Origin of the sequence: Caballeronia udeis (assembly GCF_044909315.1) — a bacterium.
GTDB lineage: Bacteria > Pseudomonadota > Gammaproteobacteria > Burkholderiales > Burkholderiaceae > Caballeronia > Caballeronia udeis_A.
In genome coordinates, this window is sequence record NZ_JBIYEB010000007.1 from 269699 (window position 1) to 294958 (window position 25260).

General features: G+C 57.8%; 31 protein-coding genes. 10 read left to right on the forward strand and 21 right to left on the reverse strand.

The features are described 5' to 3' along the window. Positions 1 to 426: 426 nt before the first annotated feature. From ABH944_RS14625 to ABH944_RS14685, 13 genes are all read right to left on the reverse strand, one after another. Positions 427 to 759, reverse strand: coding sequence for a hypothetical protein (locus tag ABH944_RS14625; RefSeq protein ID WP_404607268.1), 333 nt, complete (start codon positions 757 to 759; stop codon positions 427 to 429). Beyond that, positions 756 to 1568, reverse strand: a complete 813-nt coding sequence (locus ABH944_RS14630; protein WP_404607269.1) for a hypothetical protein — start codon at positions 1566 to 1568, stop codon at positions 756 to 758. Before ABH944_RS14630 ends, ABH944_RS14625 begins: the two co-directional genes overlap by 4 nt. A 191-nt stretch (positions 1569 to 1759) precedes the next feature. Beyond that, positions 1760 to 2296: a hypothetical protein gene (locus ABH944_RS14635; RefSeq protein ID WP_404607270.1), complete on the reverse strand. Its 537-nt coding sequence runs from the start codon at positions 2294 to 2296 to the stop codon at positions 1760 to 1762. Further along, a complete protein-coding gene (locus ABH944_RS14640) occupies positions 2259 to 2468 on the reverse strand; it encodes a hypothetical protein (RefSeq protein WP_404607272.1) in 210 nt (69 codons plus the stop codon). The genes ABH944_RS14635 and ABH944_RS14640 overlap by 38 nt, the downstream gene beginning before the upstream one ends. 150 nt (positions 2469 to 2618) lie before the next feature. Then, on the reverse strand, positions 2619 to 2837 hold the full coding sequence (locus tag ABH944_RS14645) for a hypothetical protein (RefSeq protein ID WP_404607273.1): 219 nt from the start codon (positions 2835 to 2837) through the stop codon (positions 2619 to 2621). Positions 2838 to 2991: 154 nt separating this feature from the next. Next, a complete protein-coding gene (locus ABH944_RS14650) occupies positions 2992 to 3411 on the reverse strand; it encodes a hypothetical protein (protein WP_404607274.1) in 420 nt (139 codons plus the stop codon). A gap of 3 nt (positions 3412 to 3414) precedes the next feature. Beyond that, complete coding sequence (locus ABH944_RS14655; protein ID WP_404607276.1) at positions 3415 to 3774, reverse strand: helix-turn-helix domain-containing protein; 360 nt, start codon at positions 3772 to 3774, stop codon at positions 3415 to 3417. A gap of 13 nt (positions 3775 to 3787) precedes the next feature. Further along, entirely contained in the window at positions 3788 to 3991 is a 204-nt protein-coding gene (locus ABH944_RS14660; RefSeq protein WP_404607277.1) for a helix-turn-helix transcriptional regulator, read from the reverse strand. A 91-nt stretch (positions 3992 to 4082) separates the two neighbouring features. After that, entirely contained in the window at positions 4083 to 4796 is a 714-nt protein-coding gene (locus ABH944_RS14665; RefSeq protein WP_404607278.1) for a hypothetical protein, read from the reverse strand. A gap of 91 nt (positions 4797 to 4887) precedes the next feature. Next, positions 4888 to 6120 carry a tyrosine-type recombinase/integrase gene (locus tag ABH944_RS14670; protein WP_404607280.1) on the reverse strand — a complete coding sequence of 411 codons (1233 nt, stop codon included), beginning with the start codon at positions 6118 to 6120 and terminating at the stop codon, positions 4888 to 4890. Between the two features lie 232 nt (positions 6121 to 6352). Then, a complete protein-coding gene (locus tag ABH944_RS14675) occupies positions 6353 to 6640 on the reverse strand; it encodes a BrnA antitoxin family protein (RefSeq protein ID WP_404607282.1) in 288 nt (95 codons plus the stop codon). Beyond that, complete coding sequence (locus tag ABH944_RS14680) at positions 6627 to 6839, reverse strand: BrnT family toxin (RefSeq protein WP_404607284.1); 213 nt, start codon at positions 6837 to 6839, stop codon at positions 6627 to 6629. The genes ABH944_RS14675 and ABH944_RS14680 overlap by 14 nt, the downstream gene beginning before the upstream one ends. A 147-nt stretch (positions 6840 to 6986) precedes the next feature. Further along, complete coding sequence (locus ABH944_RS14685; protein ID WP_404607286.1) at positions 6987 to 7145, reverse strand: hypothetical protein; 159 nt, start codon at positions 7143 to 7145, stop codon at positions 6987 to 6989. A gap of 114 nt (positions 7146 to 7259) precedes the next feature. Here ABH944_RS14685 and ABH944_RS14690 point away from each other — a divergent pair, with 114 nt between their 5' ends. Both ABH944_RS14690 and ABH944_RS14695 read left to right on the forward strand, forming a co-directional pair. Continuing rightward, on the forward strand, positions 7260 to 7739 hold the full coding sequence (locus tag ABH944_RS14690; protein ID WP_404607288.1) for an energy transducer TonB family protein: 480 nt from the start codon (positions 7260 to 7262) through the stop codon (positions 7737 to 7739). Between the two features lie 364 nt (positions 7740 to 8103). Next, positions 8104 to 9363 carry an MFS transporter gene (locus ABH944_RS14695; RefSeq protein ID WP_404607290.1) on the forward strand — a complete coding sequence of 420 codons (1260 nt, stop codon included), beginning with the start codon at positions 8104 to 8106 and terminating at the stop codon, positions 9361 to 9363. An 83-nt stretch (positions 9364 to 9446) separates the two neighbouring features. On the opposite strand, the gene ABH944_RS14700 is transcribed toward ABH944_RS14695, so the two are convergent. Next, positions 9447 to 10580, reverse strand: coding sequence for an OpgC domain-containing protein (locus ABH944_RS14700; RefSeq protein WP_404607292.1), 1134 nt, complete (start codon positions 10578 to 10580; stop codon positions 9447 to 9449). Between the two features lie 99 nt (positions 10581 to 10679). On the opposite strand from ABH944_RS14700, the gene ABH944_RS14705 reads away from it, so the two are divergent. Both ABH944_RS14705 and ABH944_RS14710 read left to right on the forward strand, forming a co-directional pair. Next, positions 10680 to 10967 carry a hypothetical protein gene (locus ABH944_RS14705; protein WP_404607294.1) on the forward strand — a complete coding sequence of 96 codons (288 nt, stop codon included), beginning with the start codon at positions 10680 to 10682 and terminating at the stop codon, positions 10965 to 10967. 297 nt (positions 10968 to 11264) lie between these two features. After that, positions 11265 to 12635, forward strand: coding sequence for a chloride channel protein (locus ABH944_RS14710; RefSeq protein ID WP_404607296.1), 1371 nt, complete (start codon positions 11265 to 11267; stop codon positions 12633 to 12635). A gap of 238 nt (positions 12636 to 12873) precedes the next feature. Here ABH944_RS14710 and ABH944_RS14715 read toward each other — a convergent pair whose 3' ends face one another. The 6 genes from ABH944_RS14715 to map form a co-directional block, all read right to left on the reverse strand. Then, positions 12874 to 13179, reverse strand: coding sequence for a YXWGXW repeat-containing protein (locus ABH944_RS14715; protein WP_404607298.1), 306 nt, complete (start codon positions 13177 to 13179; stop codon positions 12874 to 12876). A gap of 243 nt (positions 13180 to 13422) precedes the next feature. Continuing rightward, a complete protein-coding gene (gene minE, locus ABH944_RS14720; RefSeq protein ID WP_031359136.1) occupies positions 13423 to 13677 on the reverse strand; it encodes a cell division topological specificity factor MinE in 255 nt (84 codons plus the stop codon). A gap of 9 nt (positions 13678 to 13686) precedes the next feature. Further along, entirely contained in the window at positions 13687 to 14502 is an 816-nt protein-coding gene (gene minD, locus ABH944_RS14725) for a septum site-determining protein MinD (protein ID WP_031359135.1), read from the reverse strand. Between the two features lie 96 nt (positions 14503 to 14598). Continuing rightward, positions 14599 to 15357, reverse strand: a complete 759-nt coding sequence (gene minC / locus ABH944_RS14730; protein ID WP_404607301.1) for a septum site-determining protein MinC — start codon at positions 15355 to 15357, stop codon at positions 14599 to 14601. 207 nt (positions 15358 to 15564) lie between these two features. After that, positions 15565 to 16086: a GNAT family N-acetyltransferase gene (locus ABH944_RS14735; protein WP_404607303.1), complete on the reverse strand. Its 522-nt coding sequence runs from the start codon at positions 16084 to 16086 to the stop codon at positions 15565 to 15567. A gap of 197 nt (positions 16087 to 16283) precedes the next feature. Beyond that, a complete protein-coding gene (gene map / locus ABH944_RS14740) occupies positions 16284 to 17066 on the reverse strand; it encodes a type I methionyl aminopeptidase (RefSeq protein ID WP_404607305.1) in 783 nt (260 codons plus the stop codon). 398 nt (positions 17067 to 17464) lie between these two features. Between map and ABH944_RS14745 the strand changes: the two genes are divergently transcribed. Further along, entirely contained in the window at positions 17465 to 17701 is a 237-nt protein-coding gene (locus tag ABH944_RS14745) for a hypothetical protein (protein WP_404607307.1), read from the forward strand. An 83-nt stretch (positions 17702 to 17784) separates the two neighbouring features. Here ABH944_RS14745 and ABH944_RS14750 read toward each other — a convergent pair whose 3' ends face one another. Next, positions 17785 to 18279 (reverse strand): outer membrane beta-barrel protein, encoded by a 495-nt coding sequence (locus tag ABH944_RS14750; RefSeq protein ID WP_404607309.1) that lies wholly within the window; start codon positions 18277 to 18279, stop codon positions 17785 to 17787. A 512-nt stretch (positions 18280 to 18791) separates the two neighbouring features. Between ABH944_RS14750 and ABH944_RS14755 the strand changes: the two genes are divergently transcribed. The 5 genes from ABH944_RS14755 to ABH944_RS14775 all read left to right on the forward strand — a co-directional run bounded on the left by ABH944_RS14755 (position 18792) and on the right by ABH944_RS14775 (position 25195). Then, positions 18792 to 19088: a hypothetical protein gene (locus ABH944_RS14755; RefSeq protein WP_404607311.1), complete on the forward strand. Its 297-nt coding sequence runs from the start codon at positions 18792 to 18794 to the stop codon at positions 19086 to 19088. Between the two features lie 304 nt (positions 19089 to 19392). After that, on the forward strand, positions 19393 to 20589 hold the full coding sequence (locus ABH944_RS14760) for a tyrosine-type recombinase/integrase (RefSeq protein ID WP_404607355.1): 1197 nt from the start codon (positions 19393 to 19395) through the stop codon (positions 20587 to 20589). 368 nt (positions 20590 to 20957) lie between these two features. Beyond that, on the forward strand, positions 20958 to 21206 hold the full coding sequence (locus ABH944_RS14765) for a helix-turn-helix transcriptional regulator (RefSeq protein ID WP_404607313.1): 249 nt from the start codon (positions 20958 to 20960) through the stop codon (positions 21204 to 21206). Beyond that, a complete protein-coding gene (locus ABH944_RS14770; RefSeq protein ID WP_404607315.1) occupies positions 21203 to 22210 on the forward strand; it encodes a hypothetical protein in 1008 nt (335 codons plus the stop codon). The genes ABH944_RS14765 and ABH944_RS14770 overlap by 4 nt, the downstream gene beginning before the upstream one ends. Positions 22211 to 23020: 810 nt before the next feature. After that, positions 23021 to 25195, forward strand: a complete 2175-nt coding sequence (locus tag ABH944_RS14775) for a hypothetical protein (RefSeq protein WP_404607317.1) — start codon at positions 23021 to 23023, stop codon at positions 25193 to 25195. Positions 25196 to 25260 lie beyond the last annotated feature (65 nt).

Below are 25260 nucleotides of genomic sequence, written 5' to 3' on the forward strand. Positions count from 1 at the left end.
GCAAGCCATTGGCCTGGCGCTACATGCTAGGCGACGGCAAATGGCGCTATCAATGGGAATGGTCCAACGGGGCGGAGATGCACCCGGTTTATGAGCTAACGGACGAGATCAGAGCCGAACTCGACAGATAAGGGGTCACGCGTGAAATGCGACCCCTACACCGCTGACAACCCGGCAACATTGCCTACTTAAAGAGTCAAGCGCTTGACCATTTATCTTGGGAATTTCCCAAGATGTTGGTGTGGTCACGACCGAGGACCGCAGCTTATTCTGTGCCGGCGCAGAGTTAGGCCACTTTCCGTGCGTACTGCGCTGCGTACCAATCGCTGCGCACCGCGCTTTGTGGTCAGATGCGCTGCGTCTTGTCGCTTGCGCCCGATTGGGCTACGCGAGAAGCGACAGTATCTAATCCGGTAACGTTACCGGTTATGCTCGCGCGAACTCGCCACCCAGCGGGAACGGCCGGGCCCGGTACGCCTTGATCAACGTGCCCCATGCATCGCAGAAGATCGGATCGATCCATTCGTCGAGCCAGGATGGATCGTCGGCGGTGTAAGACTGTTTGAACTGGTGCAAATCCATCTCGCGGGCGATCGACTCGACACTCAGGGTTCCTGTAGCACCCCACAGCCAGCAGGCGGCCCCGTAGGCGCCTCCGCTGGCCACTTCCCATGCCTCAGGGTTAGCGACGGCACAGGAAGCCGCTACGGCGCTCATTAACGCATGCATTGCTGGCGGAAGATCGATGACGTCCATCATTCGGCTCCTTCCCTACCTAAACCCGCTTCAGTTGCTCCCTGCACCAACGGAGCAGGCCGTTCAAGCGTTTTTGATCTTCGAGCCATTCTTCCGACCGCAGCCCGTGCTTTGTCGCGTTTGCCGACGACGTCGCTTTCCCTTGTTCCGACTTCGGCCCCGTCGATCGTTCCCACGGCCGCCATTTCCTGATTGCCTCGGCTTGCTTCGCTCGCCGCTCCGGCGTCCAGCCATTCGCCATGCTGATGCTCCAAAAGTTCGTTTGGCGTGCCCGGATTTTCTCCGTGCGCGCACGCGACGGTCGGCGCCACGCCGTTATTCACCTGCTGATGCCCAGCCGCGTTGTTCTGTTGCTTGATGAATGCAACCTGACGCGGGTTTCTAACCTCGCCCAAGACTCGAAGGGTCGACGCCGATTGCTGCTGCGACTTAAGAGCTAGCCGCATGTATGCCTCCAGGCGCGGCAGTGTTTCGCTACGAAGCGCGCGCCGGGCAAATTCGTGGAAGATGAGTTCGCATGTATGAGCTTGAGCTAAGAGCATCGCTTCTACCTTGCTCATATCTCCATCAATCACCGTCTTATCAAACCGCTCCGACAATGACGCCGTGAAATCGCCTACGTTCGGTTCGAGCCCCGCCATCGACGAGCCAATGATCTGGCGCGCGGTTACCGCGGCTCGGAATGTCGCAGTGCCCGCGAGGTCGGCCATGGTCCTTTCATCTGACTTTCCATCGCGCGCATCCACCACCATGTCGACTTGCTTGTCTGGTGCGGCCGCTACCTGCTTTTGTTGTGCCGGATCTGGTTTCATACCTCTAGTTTTCCCTAGTAGTTTCGCTGCTGCAATGTCACGCTTTGTCAGGTTTTCCGAGTGGCGCAAACTGGAGTTTTCTGGAGTAGTTATTGGTGCCGGCCGCGGGGGCACACAGGACGATCCCCCCGCCGGCAGTCGTGGTTATTTTTACCCCTGGACACTCGGCGACTTGTCCAGTACTCCCACCGTTAAACTATTCGGGGCAGCAGGCCGGTGTATAGGATCTGCTGATGAAACTGGGTGCCCGCATGGCGCAACAGGTGCACGCTGTAATCTGCCCCGCTGAACGCGACAGGCATCATCACGCGTTTTGCGCCCTGCTGGGCAAAGTGGTGAACCGTCATTGACTGCGCCTGCGCCGCTCCCTGCGCTTGCTGCCACGCATCTAGCGCCGCCCTGGTTTGCGCAAAAAGGGATTCAACGTGTGCCGCGGCGTCGCCCGCTTTCGCCTGCAGATCCTTGAAGACGATCACCGCATCGTCATGGGCCTTCTGTAACTGCTTCTGCGCCTCTTCACTGGCGATGTTGGCAGCGGCCCGGGCTACCTGGGCGGCAAGCGCCTGTTCCTTGTCGGCGGTCACTTGGGCTGCGTCGAGGGCGTAAATGTCTTTCGTAACGTTCTCGCCAGCAGCAGCACGGCGCAGCAATTGTTCGCGGGTTTCAACGTATGGGGTCATGGTCAGCTCCTTAATAGCGCTTGATGCGGATGCCGTTTTCGCGGGCATGTTTGGCGATCTCTTCGGGCGTCGCGGTGCGAGCATCGAAGTTAGGGTCGATCGACTTTGCTTTGGGAAGCGTGAGGCCGCCGTCTTTCGAGCCCCACTTGATCCGTTGCAGGCCCTCACGAATCTGCTCGGGCGTCATGTCGCGGACGTGCTTGGGTGTTTCATCAGTCATGGTCTTGCTCCTTGCCGCTATGGCATCTGGTTGAAAAATTCCGCTCGAAGGCGGGTAGCATGGCCGGTACAGAATGGAGTCAGACTCCACCCGTTTCACTGCCTAGCCAAGATGCGGAACACGCCTCCGCCATGGTTTGGCTAGTTATCCTCACCACTGACCTCCGAGCCCGTCGAGTTTTTGAAGTACCCTCCGCACGTCATCGTTCCAAACGTGTCCGCGGCTCATGCGTTGGATCGCACCGACCAGGTACAGCAGATAGTCGCGCTGCGTCAGCCGCTTCCATTGCGCCTGATCTCCCGTTGAGGGCCGCACCTTCATGCGAGCCGGCCGCAATTTCTCGGGTTGCAGTCCACCGATCAAAGACATGCGGCACCTCCGCGAAAAGCACGTGTAGATGGCATATCTAGAGGGTCACCGCCAGACGGTGTAGAGAGAAGCTGAAAAACAGCCCTAATTGCACCGTCTCCCGGTGTAGGAGACCGTTTCTCTACACCGCCAGACGGTGCAATTAGGGCGCTCTCTACACCGCCAGACGGTGTAAGGCCTGCGTTTTCAAATAGGCGCTTCGCACGAATCCAGAAGCGGCGCCCTGATCGAACCCGTCCAGCTTGTCCAGGCTTAACCACGTCAGCGCATACCAGCTCGCTTTGTGCGGCCGGTGCCCTTTCACCGTCTCGTGAATGAGTCCGGCGCTCAGCAACTCCTGCTTGGCCCGTTGAATGGTGTCGTACGAATTCCATCCGCGGGGCTTCAGGTGTGCCAACGTGACGATCATTCGACCGTTGTCGTCTCCGTGGAATTGGCGTGCTATCTCCAGCAGCAATGCTTTTGCGGGGTGCGACAGAGCGATGTACGCGGGACTGTCCAGGACCATCCAAGGGATCGGCACAAAACCACCCGCGTCGCGACTGGAGGTGCTGTGTCGCTTTGACTTGGCCATACATCACGCGACCTCCATGTCGAAAAGGTCGCGGGTATCGGGCTCACCGCCGAGCGAATACAGAGCAACGCGCGAATGCCTATAGCCATCGCTATCGATCGCTACAACGGGGTCGCTGTTGATAAGATAACCGTCAATGCAGATCAGCTCACGAACCCGCTGTGCAGGGTGTGAGATGCCGTGAGCACGAAGGCTATAGGTCGTCTGCGGCGAGGCGCGAAGGAACTCAAGAACTCGAAGTCGCTGAGCCTGAGCGCTCATATCTTGCTCTTTGCGCGCCGTCGGCTTAGACTTGTTTCCGGTGGTCGTTTTCAGGGTCGCACTCTTGCCGGAGTCGCGGCCCTTGTTGTTTGTGGTGGTCATGGGCGGGCTCCTCTTAGGCTCTGAAACCAGCCGGGTTTTCGAGGAACCTGTCAATGTCGCCAGCTCTCCAGCCGACAGCCTTCACGCCGATCTTGATCGCCGACGGAAAAGTGCCGTCTTTCATCCTGTCATAGATCGTCGATCGGGCAAGCCCGGTTTCGTTTTCGACTTGTTTGCGTCGCAGAATTGCTAGCGAAGTGCGGAATTGCTCGGTCATGTTTCACCTCAAGTGAATCGTCCCGGAACGCCCCGGAACTCATGACCCAACCATAAATATCAGCAGTTTGAAAATGAATGGTGATAGCGCTTCAAAGAACTCTCTTTCGGTAATCTGACTTTTTTGGCTTCGAAGTCGCCGCCTTTCTCTTAGATCTTTCTTTATTCAGGCGTTCTTTTGCGAGAATGCCGCGCCGGTTGGCGTGAGCCTCGATGCCCTCTGCCCACAACGCCTGATGTGGTTCGCGCTTTTTCTTGGCAGACCAATGATTTATAGCGGTCCGGGAAGAGACGGACATCCTCTTGGCGATTTGTTGTGCGATTTGATTTTCTGATAAATATTCGCCGTCATCTTGCATCGCGAGGTATGCATCGACCCATTGCTGTTCGATGGCCCATCGCCTCTGGGTTTCGCGATTGTCGACTGGAGCACGCCCCTTATCTATTTGAAGTAAGAGGCGAAGCTCGCTCAGTTGGTCCTTGCCCTTCGGTTGATTTCCACAAAAAACCAATAGAGCGCGGAGGATGTCGTCAAGCTCATTTAAGATTTGGAGGCGCAGAAGTTCGACTCTTCGTTCGCCAACCAGATCGAGTGCTAGGCCGTCAAAGCTCGCGAGGATTTCGTGGACCCTTTGTTCGTCCCGGGCCGAAGTTGCGGCTCTGTGCTCGACATAAGCTCTAAAAAGCTCCATCCCTCCAGGGCCGTCTGGCAGCTCCCCGGCAACCTCACTAAGCTTGGTGCTTCTGTACCGCCGCAACGCCGCTTCTCCGGCTTGTTCAAATGGTTTTTTCTGTTCTTCGCTCACTGCTCCCTCACGCAACGCCTTGTTTGGGAACCGCGCCAACAGGGTAAGGGAACCCTGCTTTCGCCCCGTCGGGCTAGGCGCGGTTGTTCGGTCAAGCCTGCTTGTGCAGCGGAATAACGGCACCCTTTGGCATCGGCGCCGCGATGAATCGAGCCCATTCATCCATCATGCGCCGGCGCTTTTCCAAGATGTCGCCGCGCCAGTAGGCCATTTCCGACGAGCCGCCTGGTATGTGGGCGAGCGCCACTTCGGCCAGCTCGCGCGGATAGTTGGTTATCTCTCCGGCCCAGTCGCGAAACGTACTGCGGAAACCATGCGGCACGGCGTCAGCACCCATACGTCGAACGATCATGAGCAACGTCATGTCAGACAGCACCTTGCCGCGCGGGCTCGGAAATATCAGTCCGTCATCTTCGGTCTGCGGCATCTTTTCGATCAAAGCAAATGCGGCTTCCGAAAGCGGCACGCGGTGTTCCTTCTTGGCCTTCATGCGCTCGCCCGGGACGCGCCAAACCTTTGCTTCCCGGTCGATTTCGCTGAAGCGGGCACCGCGGGCCTCTCCAGAGCGGGCTATCGTCAGGATCGCGAACTCCAAGCAACGAGCGCCGACGGCATCAATCTTCCGAAGGTTCTGCATAAACTCGCCCATTTCCGAGAAAGGCAGCGCCGGATGATTACGGACCTTCTGAACCTTTGACGGCTTAGAAAGCAGGTTTTCCAGGTTGCCACGCCAAGCGGCTGGGTTCTCTCCGGAGCGGTAGCCCTTCACCTTGCACCAATTGAGGATAGCCTCGACGCGGCCGCGAAGGCGCGATGCGGTTTCATTCTTGGTGAGCCAGATCGGGTCAAGCACCTGCATGACGTGGTCGCGGCCGATATGGCGCACGTAGAGGCGGCCGATAAACGGGTAGGCGTAGGTTTCCAGGGTGTTGCGCCATTGGTCGCCGTGCTTTGGATTTTTCCATTCAGACGATTTGGCATCCATGAATTTCTTAGCTGCGGCCTCGAAAGTCATCTCCAGATCCTGGCTTGCCTTGAGACGACTAGCAGCTTCACGGCGCTCAAGGATAGGGTCGACGCCCGTTCGGATTTTGTCGCGTTCTATCTGAGCTTTTAAGCGCGCATCAGCGAGAGAGATTGCCGGGAAAGCGCCGAGCCCGATCTCGCGCCGGCGATCGCCCACCTTAACGCGCAAAATCCACGAACGCGATTTAGCGCCGGTTACCTGCAGGTACAGTCCGGCCACCTTGCCGACGGGGTGCATTCCTTCTTGAGTAAGGCGGGACACCGCCAGCGCCCCGAGCTCTTTAGCTACCTTCGGCATTTCGACCGCTCCAGTAAACCCATCATCGTACCCGCCATATAATTCAGGATTTGATCCTACCATCCCGGTACGCAGCGGACAATGTATTTACGGAACCCTTGTCGGGTAAAGGCTTAGCTTAGTTCCGGTATGTTCCGAAGAATTCCTATTATGGCGGACACCGCTTCCGCCAAAAACAGCACCCCTGCTTGTCTGCAACCCTCTGCTTCAAATTCCCCGCCACGCAAATAGTTCACACGGCCAGTTCGTCCGGCGAGTGGGTTTTTAGCCATTCGGCCAGAACCACGTCAATTCGCGTCTGCCATCCCTCGCCCGACGCGCGAAACGCCTCCACGACCTGCGGCGAAAGCCGAAGCGACAGCGGAATCTTCGTCGGTGCTTTCTGAGGACCGCGAACGCCCGTCTTAGCCCGCAACGATGCGGGTAGCGCAGCGGCACCACGCTTGAACGTCTTGATTTCCGCGGCCGTCAGTTCGCGTACTTCGCCGCTCTCGTCAATCATGGCCTTACGTGCTGGCATAGCGATTCACCTCTCTCGGATTGGCCTTGCGAAAACTGATCACGCGAATTCCATCGTGGGTTTCAGTGAAACAGAGAACATGCAAGCGTTCGTCGAGATACCCCAGCACGACGTACCGTACTTCGCTGTAAAAACGCCGATCATCAGAGCCGATCAACGCTGTCTCGAAATTGAATTCTGCAGCCCGTTCGAACGACAAACCCCGTTCAGCTAATGTTGCGGGCGCTTTTATTCACATCGAAAGAGACTTGCATCGATCAGATTGTATATACAAAATTCTGTCTGGGCCAGGCTTTTTGTATATACAAAGATCGAGGAGAGGCGCGTCACACCCGCAATTGCACCCTCACCCCACCTCAGGCTCACCCTCTCCCGGTTTCTTTCCCGGTTTATCGCTTGGGGCCTGCTTGCGGTCGTCGTCGGCGCGCTCGGGCATCTTGCTTGCCTCGTTGTCGCTATGCTCGACGGGCTTCGGTTTCTTCAGGTCGGTGGAATCGTTGCTCATGGTCTTCTCCTTACGCATCAAAATGCAGTGGACATGCAAAAAGGGGCAGCAAGACCCGGACCCGCCGCGTATTGTTAAGCATGAGTGCAACGAATTCGTGGAGCTTCGCCCGCCATGTCCTCCCATCTGAAAATCGCGCGTATCGCGCTGACCTTATCAATCGCGGCAACCATCGCCGCCTGCACGATCACCCCGCCGCCCAGCGCGCTCGAATCAAAACCGGCCGCGGCCGTGAGCGGCGCGACGCTCGATCAATACAAGGTGCGCGTGGCGCAACATATCTTCGACCGCAATCCATCTCTGGTACTCAAAGGCACGCCGCAAGCCATGCTTCGCTCGCTCGTCGTGGTCGCGTTTACCGTGGACCGCAACGGCCGTGTGATCCGGTCGTCGGTTTACCGGACCAATGGCGACGACGAAGCCGAAGCCACCGCCCTCGCGTCGCTGCGACGCGCGTCGCCATTACCCATACCGCCCGCGCGCCTGCTCAACGGGAACGGCCAGCTCGATTTGTTCGAAGACTGGCTCTTCAACGACAACGGCCAGTTCCAGCTACGCAGCGTCCATTCGCCGCAGGCAACGACTATCGATTAAATGGAACCAAGGGGACATTGATCAATACGGTTTCCTTGCCGGCCGCGGCGCACGGTCGTTATAATTTTTGATACCCGGCGCCGGCCATGCCGGCAAAGCCGTCGCCGCAGCCCTCCAGCGCTTGAGCCGGGGCCTGACCGGTCGACTCCGCGACACAATCGCGCAGTCCAACACCGTTCGTTTTCACTGCTGCACACCGCTTCGAGCGCCCGACGTCCGTTGCCCGTTGCACATTCAATACAAAGTGTCCCGACGCGCGTTCCCGGACGCGTTCAAGGGGCGAACCGGAGACACCATGTCATCAGCCTCACCATCGGGCTCACCGTTGGGCTCGTTGCCCGCATCGTCCGCAAGCGACGCGAAAATGAGCAGCTCCCGCGTCATCTTCGCGAGTTTTATCGGCACGGCGATCGAGTTCTACGATTTCTATGTCTATGCCACGGCCGCGGCACTGGTCATCGGCCCGGTCTTTTTCCCGCACAGTTCGCCCGCCGCGCAAGCCCTGTCGGCGTTCGTCACGTTTGGCATCGCGTTCATCGCGCGGCCGATCGGCTCGTTCATCTTCGGCCATTTCGGCGACCGTATCGGGCGGAAATCGACGCTCGTTGCGTCGCTGCTCGTCATGGGCATGTCGACCACGCTGATCGGCTTCGTTCCCGGCTACGCGTCCATCGGCAGCCTCGCGCCGGTGCTGCTGTGCATCCTGCGCTTCGGCCAGGGCATCGGGCTTGGCGGCGAATGGGGCGGTGCAGCGCTCCTCGCGACCGAATACGCGCCGCAAAACAAGCGCGGCTGGTTCGGCATGTTCCCGCAACTCGGGCCGTCGGTGGGGTTCCTGGCATCGAATGGATTGTTCTTCGGGCTGGCGCTCTCGCTCACCGACGAACAATTCCGCAGCTGGGGCTGGCGTGTCCCGTTCATCGTCAGCGCGGTGCTGGTGGCGCTCGGACTTTATGTGCGCCTGAAAATCGCGGAAACGCCGGCGTTTCGCCAGGCCATCGAGAAAAAGGAACGCGTGCGCGTACCTATCGCAACGCTGTTCGGCCAGTACCTGAAACCCACGCTGCTCGGCGCGATCGCGATGATCGTCTGCTACACGCTGTTCTACATCTCGACGGTTTTCTCGCTTTCTTACGGCGTCTCGACGCTGCATTTCACGCGCGAGAAATTCCTCGGCCTGCTGTGCTTCGCGGTGCTTTTCATGGCTATCGCGACACCGATTTCCGCCTTGGCCAGCGATAAATTCGGCCGCCGGCCGGTGCTGATCGTGGGTTGTATCGCGGCTATCCTGTCCGGCTTCACCATGGCCCCGCTGCTCGGCAGCGGCAACACGTACGCGGTCGCGCTGTTTCTCACCATCGAACTGTTCCTGATGGGCGTGACTTTCGCCCCGATGGGCGCGCTGCTGCCCGAGTTGTTCCCGACCAACGTCCGCTATACCGGTGCGGGTGTCGCGTATAACGTGGGCGGCATTCTGGGAGCATCGGTGGCGCCGTACATCGCCCAATTGCTGGCGAATCGCGGCGGCTTGGCGTGGGTCGGCGCGTATGTATCGGTCGCCGCCGCAATCAGCCTGATCGGCGTGCTGTGCATGCGGGAAACGCGGGACATCAAGCTTTCGTAGAACGCGTGGAACGCATTGCGTGCCGGCAAGGCTTCGGGAAATCGCCGGCACGCGTTGTTCATGCGTTGTTCACACTCGCGCTCTCATCTGTCACGCCGGTTGGTTGCATGCGCCGGCACTGCCTGGCGTTTCGGCAGCCGCGCCCGCTGCGCTTCCTTGCGATCGCGCCAGAACGCCGCAAGCCCGATCAGGCTGCCGATCGCGACGGCATCGCCGGTCAGCCCCGCCATCCACTGGTATTGCCCGACCGATATGAGCCGCAAGGCGGTATCGATGACCAGCGACATGCACGCGCCCGCAATGAAACACACCAGCCCCTGCTTGCCGATGTTCACCACGCTCGGCAAGCTCTTCGCCAGCCCCTTGATCCATCCGGCATGCACCGCGTGAGCAAACAGCCACGCGATCACCACAAAACTCACAATGCGCAGGCTGGCCAGGTTCTGCTTCATATATCCGGGCGGCGCCTGCGTCTCCAGGAACAGCTTCGCGAACGCGAAGGTCAGGAACACGACAATCGCCGCACGCGTCATCCAGCGCGCTGTTTTCGAATCGTGGAATTCGGCGGGGATGGGCTGCACGCGCGCCAGGATGCCGAGCACAAACATCAATTGCCAGGCGAACGGGTTGAACGACCATCCTTCGGCGTAAGCCGACGGCAGCCACTGCGCGAGCGACGACGCGAAAAGCCATACGCCCAGACTGCCGAACAACACGACAACCGGCTTACGTTCGGCCAACGGCACCACGAACGGCACGGCGAGCGCGTACATGGCGTACATGGGCAACACCGCCGACAAATACGGCTGATGCCGCAACGTCGCGACATCAAACGTCAGCCCCAGCGGCCGGGCCAGGAATGACGGCCATTCGGTGATCTGCATCATCGGGGTGTCGATTCGCAGCCACATCAGTAGCGCCCCGCCCAGCAGCATCATTACCGCGGTGAAGAGATACGCGCGATAAATCTCCCAGCTGCGCTTCAGGAAGCGCCGGCGCGCGGCCGAGGGACTGCGGTTCGCTGCGAGCGTTGTATAAGCGGCGGCCGATGCATACCCACCCAGGAACACGAAAACCTCTGCGGAATCGCAGAACGCGTAACTGTGGAGTGTAAATCTGGACAAGACGCTTCCCGAAATATGATCAACGGCAATCACCAGCAGCACGACTCCCCGGAAAAAATCCACTTCCAGAGAACGGCGATTCGGGGAATTCATAACTGCGGCTCCGTGGATAAAGCTTGCCCTGCACGGGAAAACACCAATTCGGGTTAGTACGGACAGCGCCCGGAAAATTCCCATCGGATCATTAGATAAATGCAACGACCGGGCCTTCGCGTATTTTTGTGCAACTTGCGTACCGGCACGTGCTGTCTATACTCAACAAACATTCAACACAGACTGAACATTCGTGAGGCCGGCGTCATGCGCATTCATCTCCAAAGTGCTGATGTTGTTGCGATAATCGCCATCGCGCTTTTCACCGCACTCATGCTGGCCGTGCGTTTTCGGACCACCAGCTGGCGCGGAATCGTGCTGCAGGCGCTGCTTGCAAACGTCGGCGCCATTGCCGCCGTGGTTGCTTTCGAAGTAATGACAACCTGATCTTCAGTAAGCGCTTCACGTCCCGACTAATACAGTAATTGATAAAACTTTCAATTCCCCTGGGCCTTTGTTGAAACGTTTGCGCATCATTCAAAAACCTGAATAAGACATTACTTGTCAATTACGTCCTTCTCTCCGCTCTCGCCACCCCGACGAGAGTGTTTTCGGGGCGCCAGCTCATAGCTGCGCCCCGTTTTCTTTTTCAAAGTGCATTACCAGGCACCAATCGGCTCGATTATTGAGACAGATCGGTATAATCACCGCTTTGCCGACAGCCGGTCGCATGGCTCACTGCACATGATTCGCGCGTTACGCTCTCTCCCCCGATTTACTTTTCGACGTGCGCGCAGCCTCTGGTACCGCTACGGCATCTTCTGGGTTGGCGCAATCGCGGTCGGGTTGGTTGCGGTGCTGTACGCAAAGGTAATCGACTGGGGCTATCACGCGTTTCGCGCGGTTCAGCACGAGCATGTCTGGCTGCCGCTGATCCTGACACCGGCGGTGGCCGCGCTATCCGTCTGGCTCACGCGAAAGTTCTTTCGCGGCTCGGAAGGCAGCGGCATTCCACAAGTCATCGCCGTATTGCACAGTCCGCCGGGACTGGGGACGCGGCTGCTGTCGCCCGCCATCCTCATCGCCAAGATGGCGATCTCGTTCATCGCGATCCTCGGCGGTTTCACGATTGGCCGCGAAGGTCCGACCGTGCAGGTCGGCGCGGCACTGATGTACAACCTGCGGCGGCTGTTCCCGCGCTCGAACGCCCGCATTGAACGGCAGCTTGTGCTGGCGGGTGCCGCGGCGGGGTTATCGGCGGCGTTCAACACACCGCTGGCCGGTATCGTGTTCGCGATCGAAGAGCTGACGCGCAGCTTCGAAGCGCGCACGAGCGGCGTGCTGATCACGGCCATCATCCTCGCGGGTATCGTCGCGCTTGGGCTTAACGGCAACTACACCTATTTCGGCACCATCGAGATCAGTGCGCATTTCCCTGACCTGCTGGCGGTCGCGGTGCTGCTCACGGCCATCGTGACGGGTATCGCTGGGGGCGTGTTCTGCTGGTTGCTGCTCAATACATCCAAATGGATTCCGGCACGTTTGCGCGAGATGCACGCGACTCGCCCCGTTGCATTCGCCACGCTCTGCGGATTGATCATCGCCGTGGTCGGGCTCGTGTCGGGCGGCACGACCTTCGGCAGCGGTTATGCAGAAGCGCGCGGCCTGCTCGAAGGCCATGAGCAGCTCTCGCTGTTCTATCCACTGCTCAAGATGGTTTCGATGATCGGCTCGTATCTGCCCGGCATCCCGGGCGGGATCTTCGCGCCGTCGTTATCGATCGGCGCCGGATTCGGCAACGTGCTGCACATGGTCTTCAGCCACATGCAGTTGTCGATGCTGATTGCACTCGGCATGGTCGGTTATCTGGCGGCTGTCACGCAGTCGCCGATCATGTCGTTCGTGATCGTGATGGAAATGATCAACGGCCATGCGCTCGTGATTTCGCTCATGGCAACGGCCCTGATTGCGAGCCGGGTGTCGCGCTTCTTCTCGCCGCCGCTTTACGAAGCGTTGGCTGAGCGCTATATGACGCCACTGCCCTTGCCTGTGCCCCGGGCATCGCCGGAAGTGCCGGAGACGCCTGTCGAGGACAAAGAGCCTGTTGCCAAATAAAGCGCCGGCCAGCCTTAATAAACGTAGACGCGCGGCACCGGATGATAAGCATACGGATGCGCCGGCACGACGATACATCCACCCAGCAAGCTTGCGAGCAAGCCGATAATCAACAGTTTGGTTTTCATGTGGAACTCCGGTAACGGGTTCATCGGTTTCGGGCGGCGCTTAAGCGGCCGCCCGTGAAGCTAACGGGGTGCCGCAACTATCGAGTACGGAAGTGCGGGCGGGTCAGGCGTCAGGCCCAGTGTCCCGGCATCCAGCGCCACGCACCTTCGCGCGCGATCCAGTGCCCCGGTACCCAGTGATACCCCACGCGTTCGACTTCCCAGTGCCCCGGATTCCACATGTATTGACCGTGCTCCCAGCGCCAGTGACCGCGATCCCACACATAACCGACACGAGCCGGCGGAACGGATTCCACGCGCACGGGCGGCGGCGCATTCGGCGCCACGATGATGACTTCAGCCGACGCACCTCCTGCGACAGCCGCGATGCCGGCCACAACAATAGCCGCCTGGGCAATGAACAAACGTATTTTCATGATCGGCCTCTTGAGTTGGTCGCCTCGTATCGGCGATACCCAATCAATGCGCGAGGACACGGATTAGCCGACAGCGCCCGTGTAACGGCGATGGCTAATCTGCAACGGAATATTGATGTAAGTCGTGTATGCGACTTAAGGGTGCAAGCGCACTAGTGAAAAAGCCGGAATCGAATGATTCCGGCTTTTGGATGCTGCGCACCAAGGCAATACCTCAGCGCTGGTTCAAACCGTCATCCACCGTCAAACCGATGGAATTTCGATCTTCACTTCGAGTACTTCGAGATCGTCCTGACGTTCGAGGCTAACCCGGATATCGTCGCTTGAAATCTTCACATACTTGGAAATCACGGCAACGAGTTCTCGTTGCAACGCCGGCAGATAATCGGCGGGCGCATGTCCGCCCGCTCGCTCGTGCGCGATGATCAACTGCAAGCGTTCCTTCGCGACCGAAGCGGACTTCTTTTTCTCGCCCAGCAAAAACGAAAGAATCGACATTGCGTCCCCTTACTTGTTGCCGAAGATGCGTTGCAACAGACCCGGCTTCTGATAGTCGGTGAAGCGCAGGGACTTTTCTTCGCCGAGAAAGCGCGAAACGATGTCCTTGTAGGCTTCAGCCACATCAGTGCCATCGAGGTGCACGGCCGGCAGACCCTGATTGGACGCATGCAGCACGGCTTCCGATTCAGGGATCACGCCAATCAGTTCGATCCGCAGGATCTCCTGGATGTCGGTCAGCGACAGCATCTCGCCTTCGCTCACGCGCTTCGGGTTGTAGCGCGTGATCAGCAGATGTTCCTTGATAGGCTCTTTGCCTTCTATAGCCCGCTTCGTCTTCGACGAAAGAATGCCGAGAATGCGGTCCGAATCGCGCACGGACGACACTTCCGGGTTCGTCACGATCAGCGCTTCGTCGGCGAAATGCATGGCCAGCAACGCGCCCGATTCAATCCCCGCCGGCGAGTCGCAGACGATGTATTCGAAGTCCATCGCGATCAGGTCGTTGATGATCTTTTCAACGCCGTCTTGCGTCAGCGCGTCTTTATCGCGTGTCTGCGAGGCCGGCAGGATGAACAGGTTCTCGCACTTCTTGTCCTTGATCAGCGCCTGGTTGAGGTTCGCTTCACCCTGGATCACGTTGATGAGGTCGTACACCACGCGGCGTTCGCAGCCCATGATGAGATCGAGATTGCGCAGGCCGACATCGAAGTCGATAACAGCCGTTTTATGCCCGCGCAACGCGAGGGCCGATGCGAAGCTCGCGCTGGTGGTCGTCTTGCCGACGCCGCCCTTGCCCGAAGTCACCACAATGATTTTTGCCATTCCTGTACCTTGTGTTCGTCAATTAAATCCGCTTGCGTCCTGTCCGAGAGCGCGCCGTCCCCATCAGGCGCGCCTGGCTGATTCGTCTCAGGCCTCTCAGGTCAGCCGCAGCGGTTCGATCATCAGTTTTTCTTCGTCGAGCCAGATCTGCACCGACTTGCCCAGGACATCGGGGGCGAGCGGTGTTTCCATCGTCCTGTAGATGCCGGCAATAGAGATCAGTTCCGGCTCCAGACACGTGCAGAAAATGCGCGCGTCAAGGTTGCCGTGCACGCCCGCGAGCGCCCGGCCGCGCAACGGCGCATAGATATGAATGTTGCCTTCCGCGATCACTTCCGCGCCGTAGCTCACGAGCCCCAGCACGACGAGATCGCCCTTCGCATAGACCTGCTGGCCGGAACGCAACGGCCGGTCGATGATGGTCGTCTTCGGCACCGGCGCGCTGGGCGCAGGCGTTTGCGCCACGGCCGCTTCGATCACGGCAGCCGCCTCGGTGTTCTCGACGCCCGCATCCACCGACGGCTTTGGCGCACCGCGCCGGTCGCGCGCCTCGAGCAAGGGCAGCGCCCCGCTTTCGGACGCCCATGCCTGGTCCGCCGACGCGACTACACCGATCGGGCGCATGCGTACGCTGTCGAGCAACGCCGCGAGTTCGCTAATCGATATACGCTCGTCGGCAGCCATACGGCGCACGTCGATGGCGACGGTATCGTTCGCGAAAAACTCGGGAGTCGCTTCGAAGCGCCGCGTGAGTTCCGTGCGCAGCGCGTCGAGGTCGGTAGTCTTGACGACAAACAGAAGCGTGTCGACAGAGCCGCTGCGCAATTCGAAAAAGGGCGTTTTTTTGAGCGACATAGGTAAAGCCAAAAATTTTGCGTATTTTACAGGCGTGAGGCAAGCAAACGGAATATTTCAGATTGCCGCCCGAACGCGGGCAGCATGATGTGACACGAGATAGGCGAGACAGGGAACGGCAAGATGAGCCGGGACGGACAAGCCACGCGAGCCGTGGCCAATCCAGCCGCGACGAAAGCTGGCGGATCGGATGCTCAGGTCATACGCTCAGGTCACGTGATCAATCACGCGGCGCACGAGCAGCGTTTCATATTCTTCGGGATGTGCCGGGATCCGGCGGCGTTCGCCGGTCGGGCCGAAACCCAGACGTTCGTAGAAACGCATGGCGTTGCGGTTTTCGTCGGTGACCCAGGCGAAGACGTCGTGCACACGCCGCTCCGCGAGCCATTGCGTGGCGGCATTCACGAGCAGCTCGCCGCCGCGCAGATGCCGCACTGCCGGCGCGACCCACAACGCATAGACGAATGCGCGCGTTGCCGGCGCTTCATCGATAAACGCACCAACCAAGCCCGCCGGATGACCTTCGGTGTAGAGGATAAACGATGCGGTGGTCGCAGAATTCGCGTGGCGGTCGGCCGTTTCGTCGAAGCTCGAGACATCGGCAGACAAGGCCTCCTCCAGCGTCTCACCGAACGCATAAGGCGCCTCGCGCAATGAGGCCGTGCGAAGCTCGCGCAGGACTGCACCTTGATGCGCGGTGATCCTGCGAACAGTTAGTGAAGGACTCATGCGGGTGTTTTTCTCTCAAGCTTTCACAAGCTTCTTAAGCTTTCTTAAGCCGGCTTGGTCTGTTTAATAGCTTCAACCGAACAGGCGAACGAGTCAAATCATTATTTCAGTCGATGCGCGAAGTGCCCTTCCCGTGGGTCTCCCAGCCCACCACCTCGCTTGGGTCTCATGGTGCTTCAGCACCTTTCCATGCAGCTTTATGGTGCCTCGTATTCGCCCGTGCCGTCCGGCCAGGGCGTGAGTAATTCAAAGCCGTTGTCGGTCACCACGACCATATGTTCCCACTGTGCGGACAGTGACCGGTCCTTCGTCGTCACGGTCCAGCCATCACGCGATTGCTGCGTTGCAGCGCGACCCGCATTGACCATGGGTTCGATCGTGAAAACCAACCCGGGCTTCAAACGCAATCCGGCTCCCGGTTGCCCGTAATGCAGCACTTGCGGATCCTCGTGATACACCCGCCCAATGCCATGGCCGCAATACTCGCGCACGATCGAATAGCCTTCACGATTCGCCACGTTCTGGATCGCATAACCGACATCACCCAGCGTCGCGCCCGGACGCACCGCGCGAATGCCGGCGACCATGGCTTCATACGTCGTGTCGCACAGCCGCCGGGCCTCGCGGCTCGGTGTGCCGGCGTAGTACATGCGGCTGGTATCGCCGAAATAACCGTCCTTGATGACCGCGACGTCAATGTTGACGATGTCACCGTCCTTCAGCGCCCGAGGGCTCGGAATGCCATGACAGACCACGTGATTCACCGACGTGCAAATGGTCTTGGTGAAACCCATGTAGCCCACGTTCGCCGGAATCGCCTTCAGCTCTTCGACAATGAAGCGGTTGCAGATCGTGTCCAGCTCTTCCGTGGTGATGCCGGGCTGCACATGCTCGCCGATCATCTCGAGCACTTCTGCGGCCAAACGCCCGGAAATACGCAGTTTTTCGATGTCGGCAGGCGACTTGAGTGTGATGGCCATGGAGCGTAGGTGTGTCGGCGCGCGATGTGGATAGTTCGCTGGCGCATTAATTCAGGATGCCGGCGATGATAGCATCGCGCGCTTTTCTCCTCTTTTTTCGGTCTTTTTTCGATGGCTGGTTCGATTGCCTTGCGGCCATGCGACGTCATGCTTTAGGCTTGATCGATCTTGATTCAGTTTGCACGCGCGGGGCGTTTTGGCCCCTGATTTGCGGCCTGTTTCTGTCCTTTCGTTGCCTGGTTTCTGCTGACTTCCACTGACGCCCATTGCTTATGCTTTCTCGCCGAGTTGTCCCGTTCACCTCCTTGCTTGTGTCCTTGGCCGGGTCCGTACTTGCCCTTGCCGCATGCAGTTCAGCGAGTGTCCCTGAACTTCGCGCTTCGAGTCCTGTGATCTACGTGTCGTCGCACCGCCAACCCCGTGACGTGCTGAATTGCCTTGAGGACAAACTGCCTTCGGTGTCCACGTCGAAGCTGGGCAGCGCCTCGGAATTGCTGGTTGGGCCGAACGCGTGGCTGGTTACGCTCACACCGTCGCAATATGGGTCAACGGTGAAGGTGCAAAAGTCTTCGGAAGATTACGGCGGATTGTCCGAACCCGAAATGCGCTTCGATATAGCGCGTTGCACGACTTGAATGTGATTGGCATCAGCCAAATAAAATCCCCGGAAGATAAATAATCTTCCGGGGATTTTTAAAATTAACTCCGAATTTATAAATCAGAAGTAATAGTGAACACCAACTGTCATGCTGTCATTACGGCGTTTGGTTCCTTCATGGCTGCTTGAATCAGCGGTCCATTCGGCTGCAACGCTGAATTGCTTCAGGAATTTATATTCAACGCCCATACCGCCATGAAGCCGTGCGTCAGGCCAGGTTCCCGTCATGCCTAAACGCGCGTAGGGCATGATCATGTTGAATGGCATGCCGACCTTGAGGGCCACGCCACCGTCCTTGTAGGTGGTCGAACCGTGGTGGAAGTCGGCGAACACTTCTGCGCCGATCATGAACTGCTTTACATCGAACCCGTAGCCCGCAGTCAGGCCGGGGAAAGCCGTTGCGTGGGACTTGACATTGACGGCACCGGACGCGTCAGACCAGTTCTCGCCAACTTTGACGCCAGCGTAGGGGCCTGCGAACTCGCTTGCTTGAGAACACGAAATGCTGGTCAGCGCAATGACCAGTGCGGCAAAAAATTTCTTTAAGTTGGACATGGGGATTGGTACGTAACATTAAATCGAAAAGCAACGTTAATTGCCACAGTCGTGCACATTCATCGTGAATATGATTTCACAAATTCTTTCATTGATCTGAATCTGGCAACGAAGCGAAAGATTAAATTGCAAGGATGCGCAACTCCAATCGGAGCGATTCTAATTACCTTTTTGGCGTTATTATTTATAAGATTTTTCTTCAAAACGGCCCAAAAGTAACAATGCTTCCATAGCTTTGTTATTTATTTTCAACAACGATTAATGGCATGCCGGCATGGTTAATTTTAATAAAATTCAACGAATTAACGATTTGAATCGCACATTGATATAATGGCGAATTGCGAAAGGATCAATAAGTGAAATCGCAATTTCATTTCACGGAACGCTTCGCCTTTGCCTGGACGTTCACGTCGCACCCGCCATCGGGCTCTCGCAACGGAAGTACCCGCCTCTCTCTCAACGTCCGCGGGAGCTTGCTGGCGACAGCCGTGGCCTCTGGATCGCTTTGCTTCATGGCAGAAACGCACGCGGCGGACTCGGCCGTCCCGGCCGCCGACAAACCGGTCTCGCTGTCCGTGGCGCCTGTGCATGTGTATCGGCCGCCCTCTATTGTCGGGACGTCACAGCCGGCGTCCGATCCGAAGCCCGCATCCGGAATCGATGACTGGTCGAGCCGGCAGACACAGAGCATTGAGAAGCCGGACAACGGGGCCTGCCGGGCATCGAATAATCTGGCGCGAAGTTCAGCCGGCAGAAATCCTGACGGCAAGTCGACCTTTGATATAGAGCGTTTGCTGCCGAAGTGCTGAGATGAGAACGCGTGGGGCGCTGCGCATTGGCGTGGCGCCTAAGTCGCACACCTCGCGAGACCTTCTAGCCTGCGCCAAAACGACAAAACCCCCGCTGATCTTCCGATCAGCGGGGGTTTTTGAATTCTGGCGGAAAGGGTGTCCGTCAATACTGAATGCGCCTGGGTTCATTAAGATTCAATTAGTTTCCCTAGAACCCTTTACCCTATTGAGTTCAACGGCAGCGTGCGCGTGTTTGAAGTCACTTGAACGCAAATGAACTTCGGTATAATCAGACTTTAAATTGATAGTTGATTTGATAGTCATGCCGAGAGCCGCTAACAGACTGAGTCCACTGACGGTCACCAAAACTACCAAGCCGGGGTTGTACGCCGACGGTGGTGGTCTGTATCTGCAAATCACTTCCGCCGGAGTCAAATCGTGGTTGTTCCGTTACATGCGTGCGGGCAAGGCTCGCGGCATGGGTCTTGGCCCCACGCATACAATCGGTCTGGCCGACGCCCGTGCACGTGCCCTGAATTGTCGCCGCCTGTTAATAGACGGCACCGACCCAATTGATGCACGCGACGCCGAGCGGGCTGCCCAGCGTTTGGACGAGGCCGCCGGTATGACATTCAAGCAATGCTCAGAGAAGTACATCGAAGCACACCGGGCGGGATGGAAAAACGCGAAGCACGCGGATCAGTGGACGAACACGCTAACGACCTATGCCGACCCTGTCTTTGGCTCAAAAGCCGTCTCAGCTATCGACACCACGCTGGTCATGAAGGTACTTGAACCGATCTGGACGACAAAGACCGAGACGGCATCGCGCCTTCGCGGCCGCATCGAGTCGGTGCTCGACTGGGCCACGGTTCGCGGTTATCGCTCCGGTGAAAACCCCGCGCGACTGAAGGGCCATCTGGACACGCTGCTGCCGAAGCGCTCGCGTGTTCAAAAAGTAAAGCACCATCCGGCCTTACCGTACGCCGATCTACCCAAATTCATGAAAACGTTGCAATCGCAGGAAGGCATCGCCGCTCGTGCGCTTGAATTTCTTATCCTGACCGGAACCCGAACCAATGAAGTGATCGGTGCGACGTGGCAGGAGGTCGATCTCAACGAAGGCGTGTGGACCGTCCCTGCCGAGCGCATGAAGATGGGAAAAGAACACAGAGTGCCGTTGTCCGCCCGAGCCGTCGCGCTTGCCAAGGCACAGGAAGACGTGAAGCGGGGAGACTACGTTTTCCCGGGTGCGCGTGACAAAAAACCGCTATCCAACATGGCGATGCTGCAACTGCTGGAGCGCATGAAGCGCGACGACATAACCGTGCATGGCTTTCGCTCGACGTTCCGCGACTGGGCAGGCGAAACCACGAACTATCCGCGCGAGGTCTGCGAGGCTGCTCTGGCCCACGGGATCAAGGACAAGGCGGAAGCGGCGTACGCACGCGGAGATCTTTTTGAAAAACGACGTGCGCTGATGCAAGACTGGGCAACCTACGCAAACGCATTACTTTAAAGCGTGACGAGGCAATTCCGCGACAGTCGAATTGACAGAGCGCCTCAGTTTGGGTAAAAAGACTGTCCGGGGTTGACTAGCTTTGGCCCCCATCACACGTTGGCGTCTCTCATTGACGCTGACAAGCGTCCGACGCGGTCGCGACGCGCAACTTGCGTATGTCTTAGTTGCGCGAACAAGGTTAATTTACAACATGCCGCCCGGCTTAACGGCCGTCCCTTCGTCCTCTGGACGAAGAGTACTTGCGCGCACTAAATGCGCTCCAGCAAGTCGTTGACGTCCTTCCGCCACCAATCCGCGCCAAACCTTTTGCCATAAATACCTGCCGCCGCATCGGCGCGGCAGTCATTTGGCTACGGACGGAATAAATGGTCTTCGGTCGCACACTTAACCCTAACTCCGCGCCACTCGGCATTGCGGATGCTTCTGCACCTACATTCGACCCTGTTCTTCTTCGGCCCCAAGTGCTTCAGATGGTCGGGGTCGGCCGAACTACGTTATTTAAATTAATAAAAGCGAAGAAATTTCCGGAGCCATTGCGTTTATCAGAGCGAATTCGTGGGTGGCGGCTTTCCACAGTGGAAAAATACCTCGCGTCCTTGGAGGTGCAATCATGAGCGCCAATGATAGCCGCACCGCCGCAATGGCACTGACGTCCCGTCGAAATAACAATAACAGCATCCGGGAAGTTGTCCGCGAGGCCATCATCAAGGTTGGACCGTGCGTAATGGTGTTTTTGGTTCGCGAGTCGCCCCAGATGCTCCACGTTCGGTCCGCAATTCAGCGAATAGCGATCGACGGCGGGAAGGTTGCCGACTTGCCGATGCGCCGAGCCGCGACGCTAAACGCGCTATACGGCGAAGGACAGAGAGATGCGGAGCTTGCCGAAGCGTTTACGCACTCGGACGGGTCTGTACAGATGAACGGTGAGCACTTGACCATTGTCCGGCTCGCGGGCTGCCGGCGCCTCACCGCTCTCTCGAACGAAGGCATCCATGTGGCTCTCGAACATCTCGCTGACAATGGATACGTCACAGCGGAGCAGTCCATCGACGGTACGGCGCGCGAGGACATTATTGATGCACTCGCGCGGCTCGATGCCGGGGCCAAGGAAAAGAACGGGCTTGTCCTTCTTTTTCTGCATTGCCGGGGCGACGACGCTATTTGGATTCGTGAATATTGTAGCGAACTTATCGTGGTCGAGAAATGCGAGCCAGGCCCGGGAGCATCGATTGCATTCTCAATGACGGCCATGTCATTGGAAAGCCAGCATTCTGATGGCATCGGCCGAACGATGTGCGAAGTGTTCCAGCAGAATGGCCGCCTGATGCGACGCTATGCGGTATTCATCGCTGCGACGGCTCAAGATCGGGCTATGTGGTATCTGAAGCGGGAAAAGGAATCGCTCAGCTTCATTGCCGAACTGATGGATATCAACAAGGCGACAGTCATGCGACGCCTTAAATCGTTGCCGTTACCGCCAGATGTCGACGCGAATCTAGACCCGCCCGAAGGCTGGCGCGACGAATGGTTCGATTTTCTCGGACTCGAATTTGAGGAAGAGCCCGACGTAGAAGTCCCGAGCCACACAGTGAAGCGACCCGGCGGCCAGCGGTTTTAGTCGCAGGCGTTGCATCCGTTGCACGAGTCGTAGGGGGCTGATGCTTCCGCAACTCGTGCAACGCCTGCAACGAGAAACGCCGCGAAATCTCGCGAAGCCTGGCGCGGGACGAACTCGTTCTAGCAGAGAGTTCTTCCCGCCCATTTTTCCACTGCAAGCCTCCCAGTCTGTGCCGCCATTCGTCGGCCCAGCGATGACGCTCGGAACAAACTCATGCTGACCACATCCCGCAACAGGCTATCTCGAGAAGTCCGCGAGACACGCGAACAGATTGACCGTTCAGCGACAAAGCTCGACCGACTCTCATTCCGGATCGATCGCCGTAAATCGCAGATGGCGGCCGAACTATCCAAGCGTCCCGTCAACATCGCGAAGCCGCTCAACCGTTTCCTCTGCGTCCTGCTGAAACACGAGCCCACGGTTTCAATGCGCCAGCACTGCATTGGATCGTGTTGGTGTTTCCCCCCCCATTAAAGAGAAGAGTTTCTATGGGGGGGGAAACATCTATCGCAGACGAACGAAATGAGTTTCCCCATGTGCGGAGCAGCGGCGCTGCATCGTACATAAATTAACTCTTGAGCGTTCGTGCGGCGAGCGCATCTGAATGTCCTTGCACCTTAATTCTCGAGTGGGGTCGCTCCGCTCCCACACACATCCCCTTCGAGAATCCCATCGTAGTGCTGGCGCGCGTAAACGGGTCGCTCCTGTTTCAGCTCCGGCTATCGAAAACTCGGATCTCGTTTCACTAATTTTTGAATCGTAAGCACGCTGCATTCGATCCCATTAATCTGACCGCCAAGGAACGCCAGCATGGACTACAAAACCGAGGAAGCAAAAATCGAAAGGGAGTTTATCCGCAACCGGCGCCGGGTGACCGCCGATATCGGTATCGATATGCCTGTCACCGCTAAATCAAGGAACACCTACAACCCCTTTGTGACTGCGCCGCCTCTGGACAATCTGACTGTAGTTCATACGTGCAACGCCTATCCGGGCACCGGGAAAACATATTACGCCCGCCAACGCATGAAAGATGTGCTCTCGTCCGAAAAGCCTCACGACACCATTCTCATCTACGCGGCCCCAACGCTGCTCCTGCTTTACCAGCAGCTTGAGGACATGTTCAACGATCTCAAACACGGCATCGGGGATTTGCTAAAAAAGATTCATATCGTAGTGAACAAGAAGAACGCGAAGCTCAAGGAAAATGCGCCCGCGAAAGGTCCGGCTCAGGCGTACATAAAATCTTTGATCGACTGCATCCCGGAGAATCCTGCTGACATTCGCACCCGAGACCAGTTGGAGAAATTGCTGAGTGGACCCGGTGCGTTGCCCGGCGGCCACGTCATCCTAACGACCCACGAAACCATCGTGAACATTCCACCCGTCGACTGGAAAGCCCGCTGCTCCCTGATCTTCGATGAAGCCCGGTCGTGCCTCATCGAGAACGAGACCATCATGATCCCCCGAGAACTGCAGGAGTACCTTCGCTCTCGATGCGACGTGAAGCCCCATCCCGGAGGCGAATTTCTCAACTGGCGCCGCTTTCATACATCTATAGATGACCCGAAGTGCGGTGAACTGATCAACAAGCATTTGCCGCTCTCAACCCTCAACAGGAACGGTCAACATAGACGGGAAAACGTGCTGCAGTTCATTGCTAGCATCCAAAACGACCTCATCGATGTGTGGACCGACATGGGCACAACTGACGAATTGGGCAACCTGTGGATCAATCTCATGCTGTGCCCGTCCAACGTCTTTTACGGCTGGGGGAAGGTCCTCTGCTTGTCAGCTTTCTTCGAACGCTCACAGATGGGACGGGCATTGAAGCGCCTCGAAGCAGAGACAGAAACGACCGCCCTCGGCAGTGACTGGTACCGCGTCAAGCTCATTGATGTGACCGACACCGTCGTGGAAAGAAATCGCAAGCAGGAAGCACAGAAGCGGGTGCGGCAAGCGACGATTACATACATCCACGAAGACCGCACATTGTCCAAGACGGCCATCGCCTATGGAGCCGTTATCCCCGCATCCACATCCGTGGAAACCATTTCGCACGCCCACAAGCAATGGAACAAAATTTACCGCAGGCTTCGCGACGAAGGCGCTCTCACTCCCAACGTCAAGCTAACACCCTATCGCATTATCAACCCCCCGCCTGATCCTGATGCCAAGCAGACCCTTGCGGAACTCGAGCTCTCAAGTGTGCTGGATGCGCTGCGTCCCAACAAACTTGGCGTTGCGGGTCACATGGCCGTACAGGCTCTGCGCCTTTCAGAAGAGTGGTATCGGCGCGGCGGGGCCGAACCAAAGCCCCTGCTTTACGCCTTCAACGCCAGCGACCTCGTGCAGCGCAAACGGAGCGTGGTAGAGGCGTACAACATTAAGAACATTATCAACAGGGGCAGGAACCACCCGCGTGGCATTTTTCCGCCCAAGCTCACACTGAACGGGATCAACAGATACTCCCGCCTCAGATCAGCCGCGTTTCTAGCCTCTCTCGCGCTCACACCGACCGAGACCGCTCTATTCGAGGTAATCTATCCCGACTACAACTGCGAAATTGACCGCACTGTCGACAATTGCATTCAGTTCCTCTGGCGCATCAATGTTCGTGATGCTTCTTCCAGCGCTCCGTGCTTGTTCATTGTTTCGGACAGGAAAGTGGCTGAGGCGGTCAACGAGCAGTTGGGTGGCATTCTCAAAATCGTGCCCCCGCAATCCATAGTGGCCGACTGGAAACCATGCAAGATCGAAATTTTTGATGCGCCAATCACTCAGGAACGGCAACGCATGAAAGATCGGCGTTACTACGACAAAAACCGGGAGATGCATAAAGCTAAGGTTTCTCTGAATCGCGCCAAGAAAACATTACTTGAAAAACCCGGCGATCCTGTGTGGCTCGCATCCAAAAAACGCTACGAGGACACGATCGCGAGGTTATTGAACCCGTCTCAACGAGAGAGTTACGAAGAGGACTAGGGCAGCTCTATGGGAGAGCTGGGGAGGTCACACACCCGGTCGCGTCCAGCATGGCAGCACCTTTG

Excerpts from the sequence above, each read along its gene's own strand:
- ABH944_RS14625 (WP_404607268.1), bottom strand. The coding sequence starts at position 759 with ATGATGGACGTCATCGATCTTCCGCCAGCAATGCATGCGTTAATGAGC.
- ABH944_RS14630 (WP_404607269.1), bottom strand. The coding sequence starts at position 1,568 with ATGAAACCAGATCCGGCACAACAAAAGCAGGTAGCGGCCGCACCAGAC.
- ABH944_RS14635 (WP_404607270.1), bottom strand. The coding sequence starts at position 2,296 with ATGCCCGCGAAAACGGCATCCGCATCAAGCGCTATTAAGGAGCTGACC.
- ABH944_RS14640 (WP_404607272.1), bottom strand. The coding sequence starts at position 2,468 with ATGACTGATGAAACACCCAAGCACGTCCGCGACATGACGCCCGAGCAG.
- ABH944_RS14645 (WP_404607273.1), bottom strand. The coding sequence starts at position 2,837 with ATGTCTTTGATCGGTGGACTGCAACCCGAGAAATTGCGGCCGGCTCGC.
- ABH944_RS14650 (WP_404607274.1), bottom strand. The coding sequence starts at position 3,411 with ATGGCCAAGTCAAAGCGACACAGCACCTCCAGTCGCGACGCGGGTGGT.
- ABH944_RS14655 (WP_404607276.1), bottom strand. The coding sequence starts at position 3,774 with ATGACCACCACAAACAACAAGGGCCGCGACTCCGGCAAGAGTGCGACC.
- ABH944_RS14660 (WP_404607277.1), bottom strand. The coding sequence starts at position 3,991 with ATGACCGAGCAATTCCGCACTTCGCTAGCAATTCTGCGACGCAAACAA.
- ABH944_RS14670 (WP_404607280.1), bottom strand. The coding sequence starts at position 6,120 with ATGCCGAAGGTAGCTAAAGAGCTCGGGGCGCTGGCGGTGTCCCGCCTT.
- ABH944_RS14675 (WP_404607282.1), bottom strand. The coding sequence starts at position 6,640 with ATGCCAGCACGTAAGGCCATGATTGACGAGAGCGGCGAAGTACGCGAA.
- ABH944_RS14685 (WP_404607286.1), bottom strand. The coding sequence starts at position 7,145 with ATGAGCAACGATTCCACCGACCTGAAGAAACCGAAGCCCGTCGAGCAT.
- ABH944_RS14690 (WP_404607288.1), top strand. The coding sequence starts at position 7,260 with ATGTCCTCCCATCTGAAAATCGCGCGTATCGCGCTGACCTTATCAATC.
- ABH944_RS14695 (WP_404607290.1), top strand. The coding sequence starts at position 8,104 with ATGAGCAGCTCCCGCGTCATCTTCGCGAGTTTTATCGGCACGGCGATC.
- ABH944_RS14700 (WP_404607292.1), bottom strand. The coding sequence starts at position 10,580 with ATGAATTCCCCGAATCGCCGTTCTCTGGAAGTGGATTTTTTCCGGGGA.
- ABH944_RS14705 (WP_404607294.1), top strand. The coding sequence starts at position 10,680 with ATGCAACGACCGGGCCTTCGCGTATTTTTGTGCAACTTGCGTACCGGC.
- ABH944_RS14710 (WP_404607296.1), top strand. The coding sequence starts at position 11,265 with ATGATTCGCGCGTTACGCTCTCTCCCCCGATTTACTTTTCGACGTGCG.
- ABH944_RS14715 (WP_404607298.1), bottom strand. The coding sequence starts at position 13,179 with ATGAAAATACGTTTGTTCATTGCCCAGGCGGCTATTGTTGTGGCCGGC.
- minE (WP_031359136.1), bottom strand. The coding sequence starts at position 13,677 with ATGTCGATTCTTTCGTTTTTGCTGGGCGAGAAAAAGAAGTCCGCTTCG.
- minD (WP_031359135.1), bottom strand. The coding sequence starts at position 14,502 with ATGGCAAAAATCATTGTGGTGACTTCGGGCAAGGGCGGCGTCGGCAAG.
- minC (WP_404607301.1), bottom strand. The coding sequence starts at position 15,357 with ATGTCGCTCAAAAAAACGCCCTTTTTCGAATTGCGCAGCGGCTCTGTC.
- ABH944_RS14735 (WP_404607303.1), bottom strand. The coding sequence starts at position 16,086 with ATGAGTCCTTCACTAACTGTTCGCAGGATCACCGCGCATCAAGGTGCA.
- map (WP_404607305.1), bottom strand. The coding sequence starts at position 17,066 with ATGGCCATCACACTCAAGTCGCCTGCCGACATCGAAAAACTGCGTATT.
- ABH944_RS14750 (WP_404607309.1), bottom strand. The coding sequence starts at position 18,279 with ATGTCCAACTTAAAGAAATTTTTTGCCGCACTGGTCATTGCGCTGACC.
- ABH944_RS14755 (WP_404607311.1), top strand. The coding sequence starts at position 18,792 with ATGGCAGAAACGCACGCGGCGGACTCGGCCGTCCCGGCCGCCGACAAA.
- ABH944_RS14760 (WP_404607355.1), top strand. The coding sequence starts at position 19,393 with ATGCCGAGAGCCGCTAACAGACTGAGTCCACTGACGGTCACCAAAACT.
- ABH944_RS14765 (WP_404607313.1), top strand. The coding sequence starts at position 20,958 with ATGGTCTTCGGTCGCACACTTAACCCTAACTCCGCGCCACTCGGCATT.
- ABH944_RS14770 (WP_404607315.1), top strand. The coding sequence starts at position 21,203 with ATGAGCGCCAATGATAGCCGCACCGCCGCAATGGCACTGACGTCCCGT.
- ABH944_RS14775 (WP_404607317.1), top strand. The coding sequence starts at position 23,021 with ATGGACTACAAAACCGAGGAAGCAAAAATCGAAAGGGAGTTTATCCGC.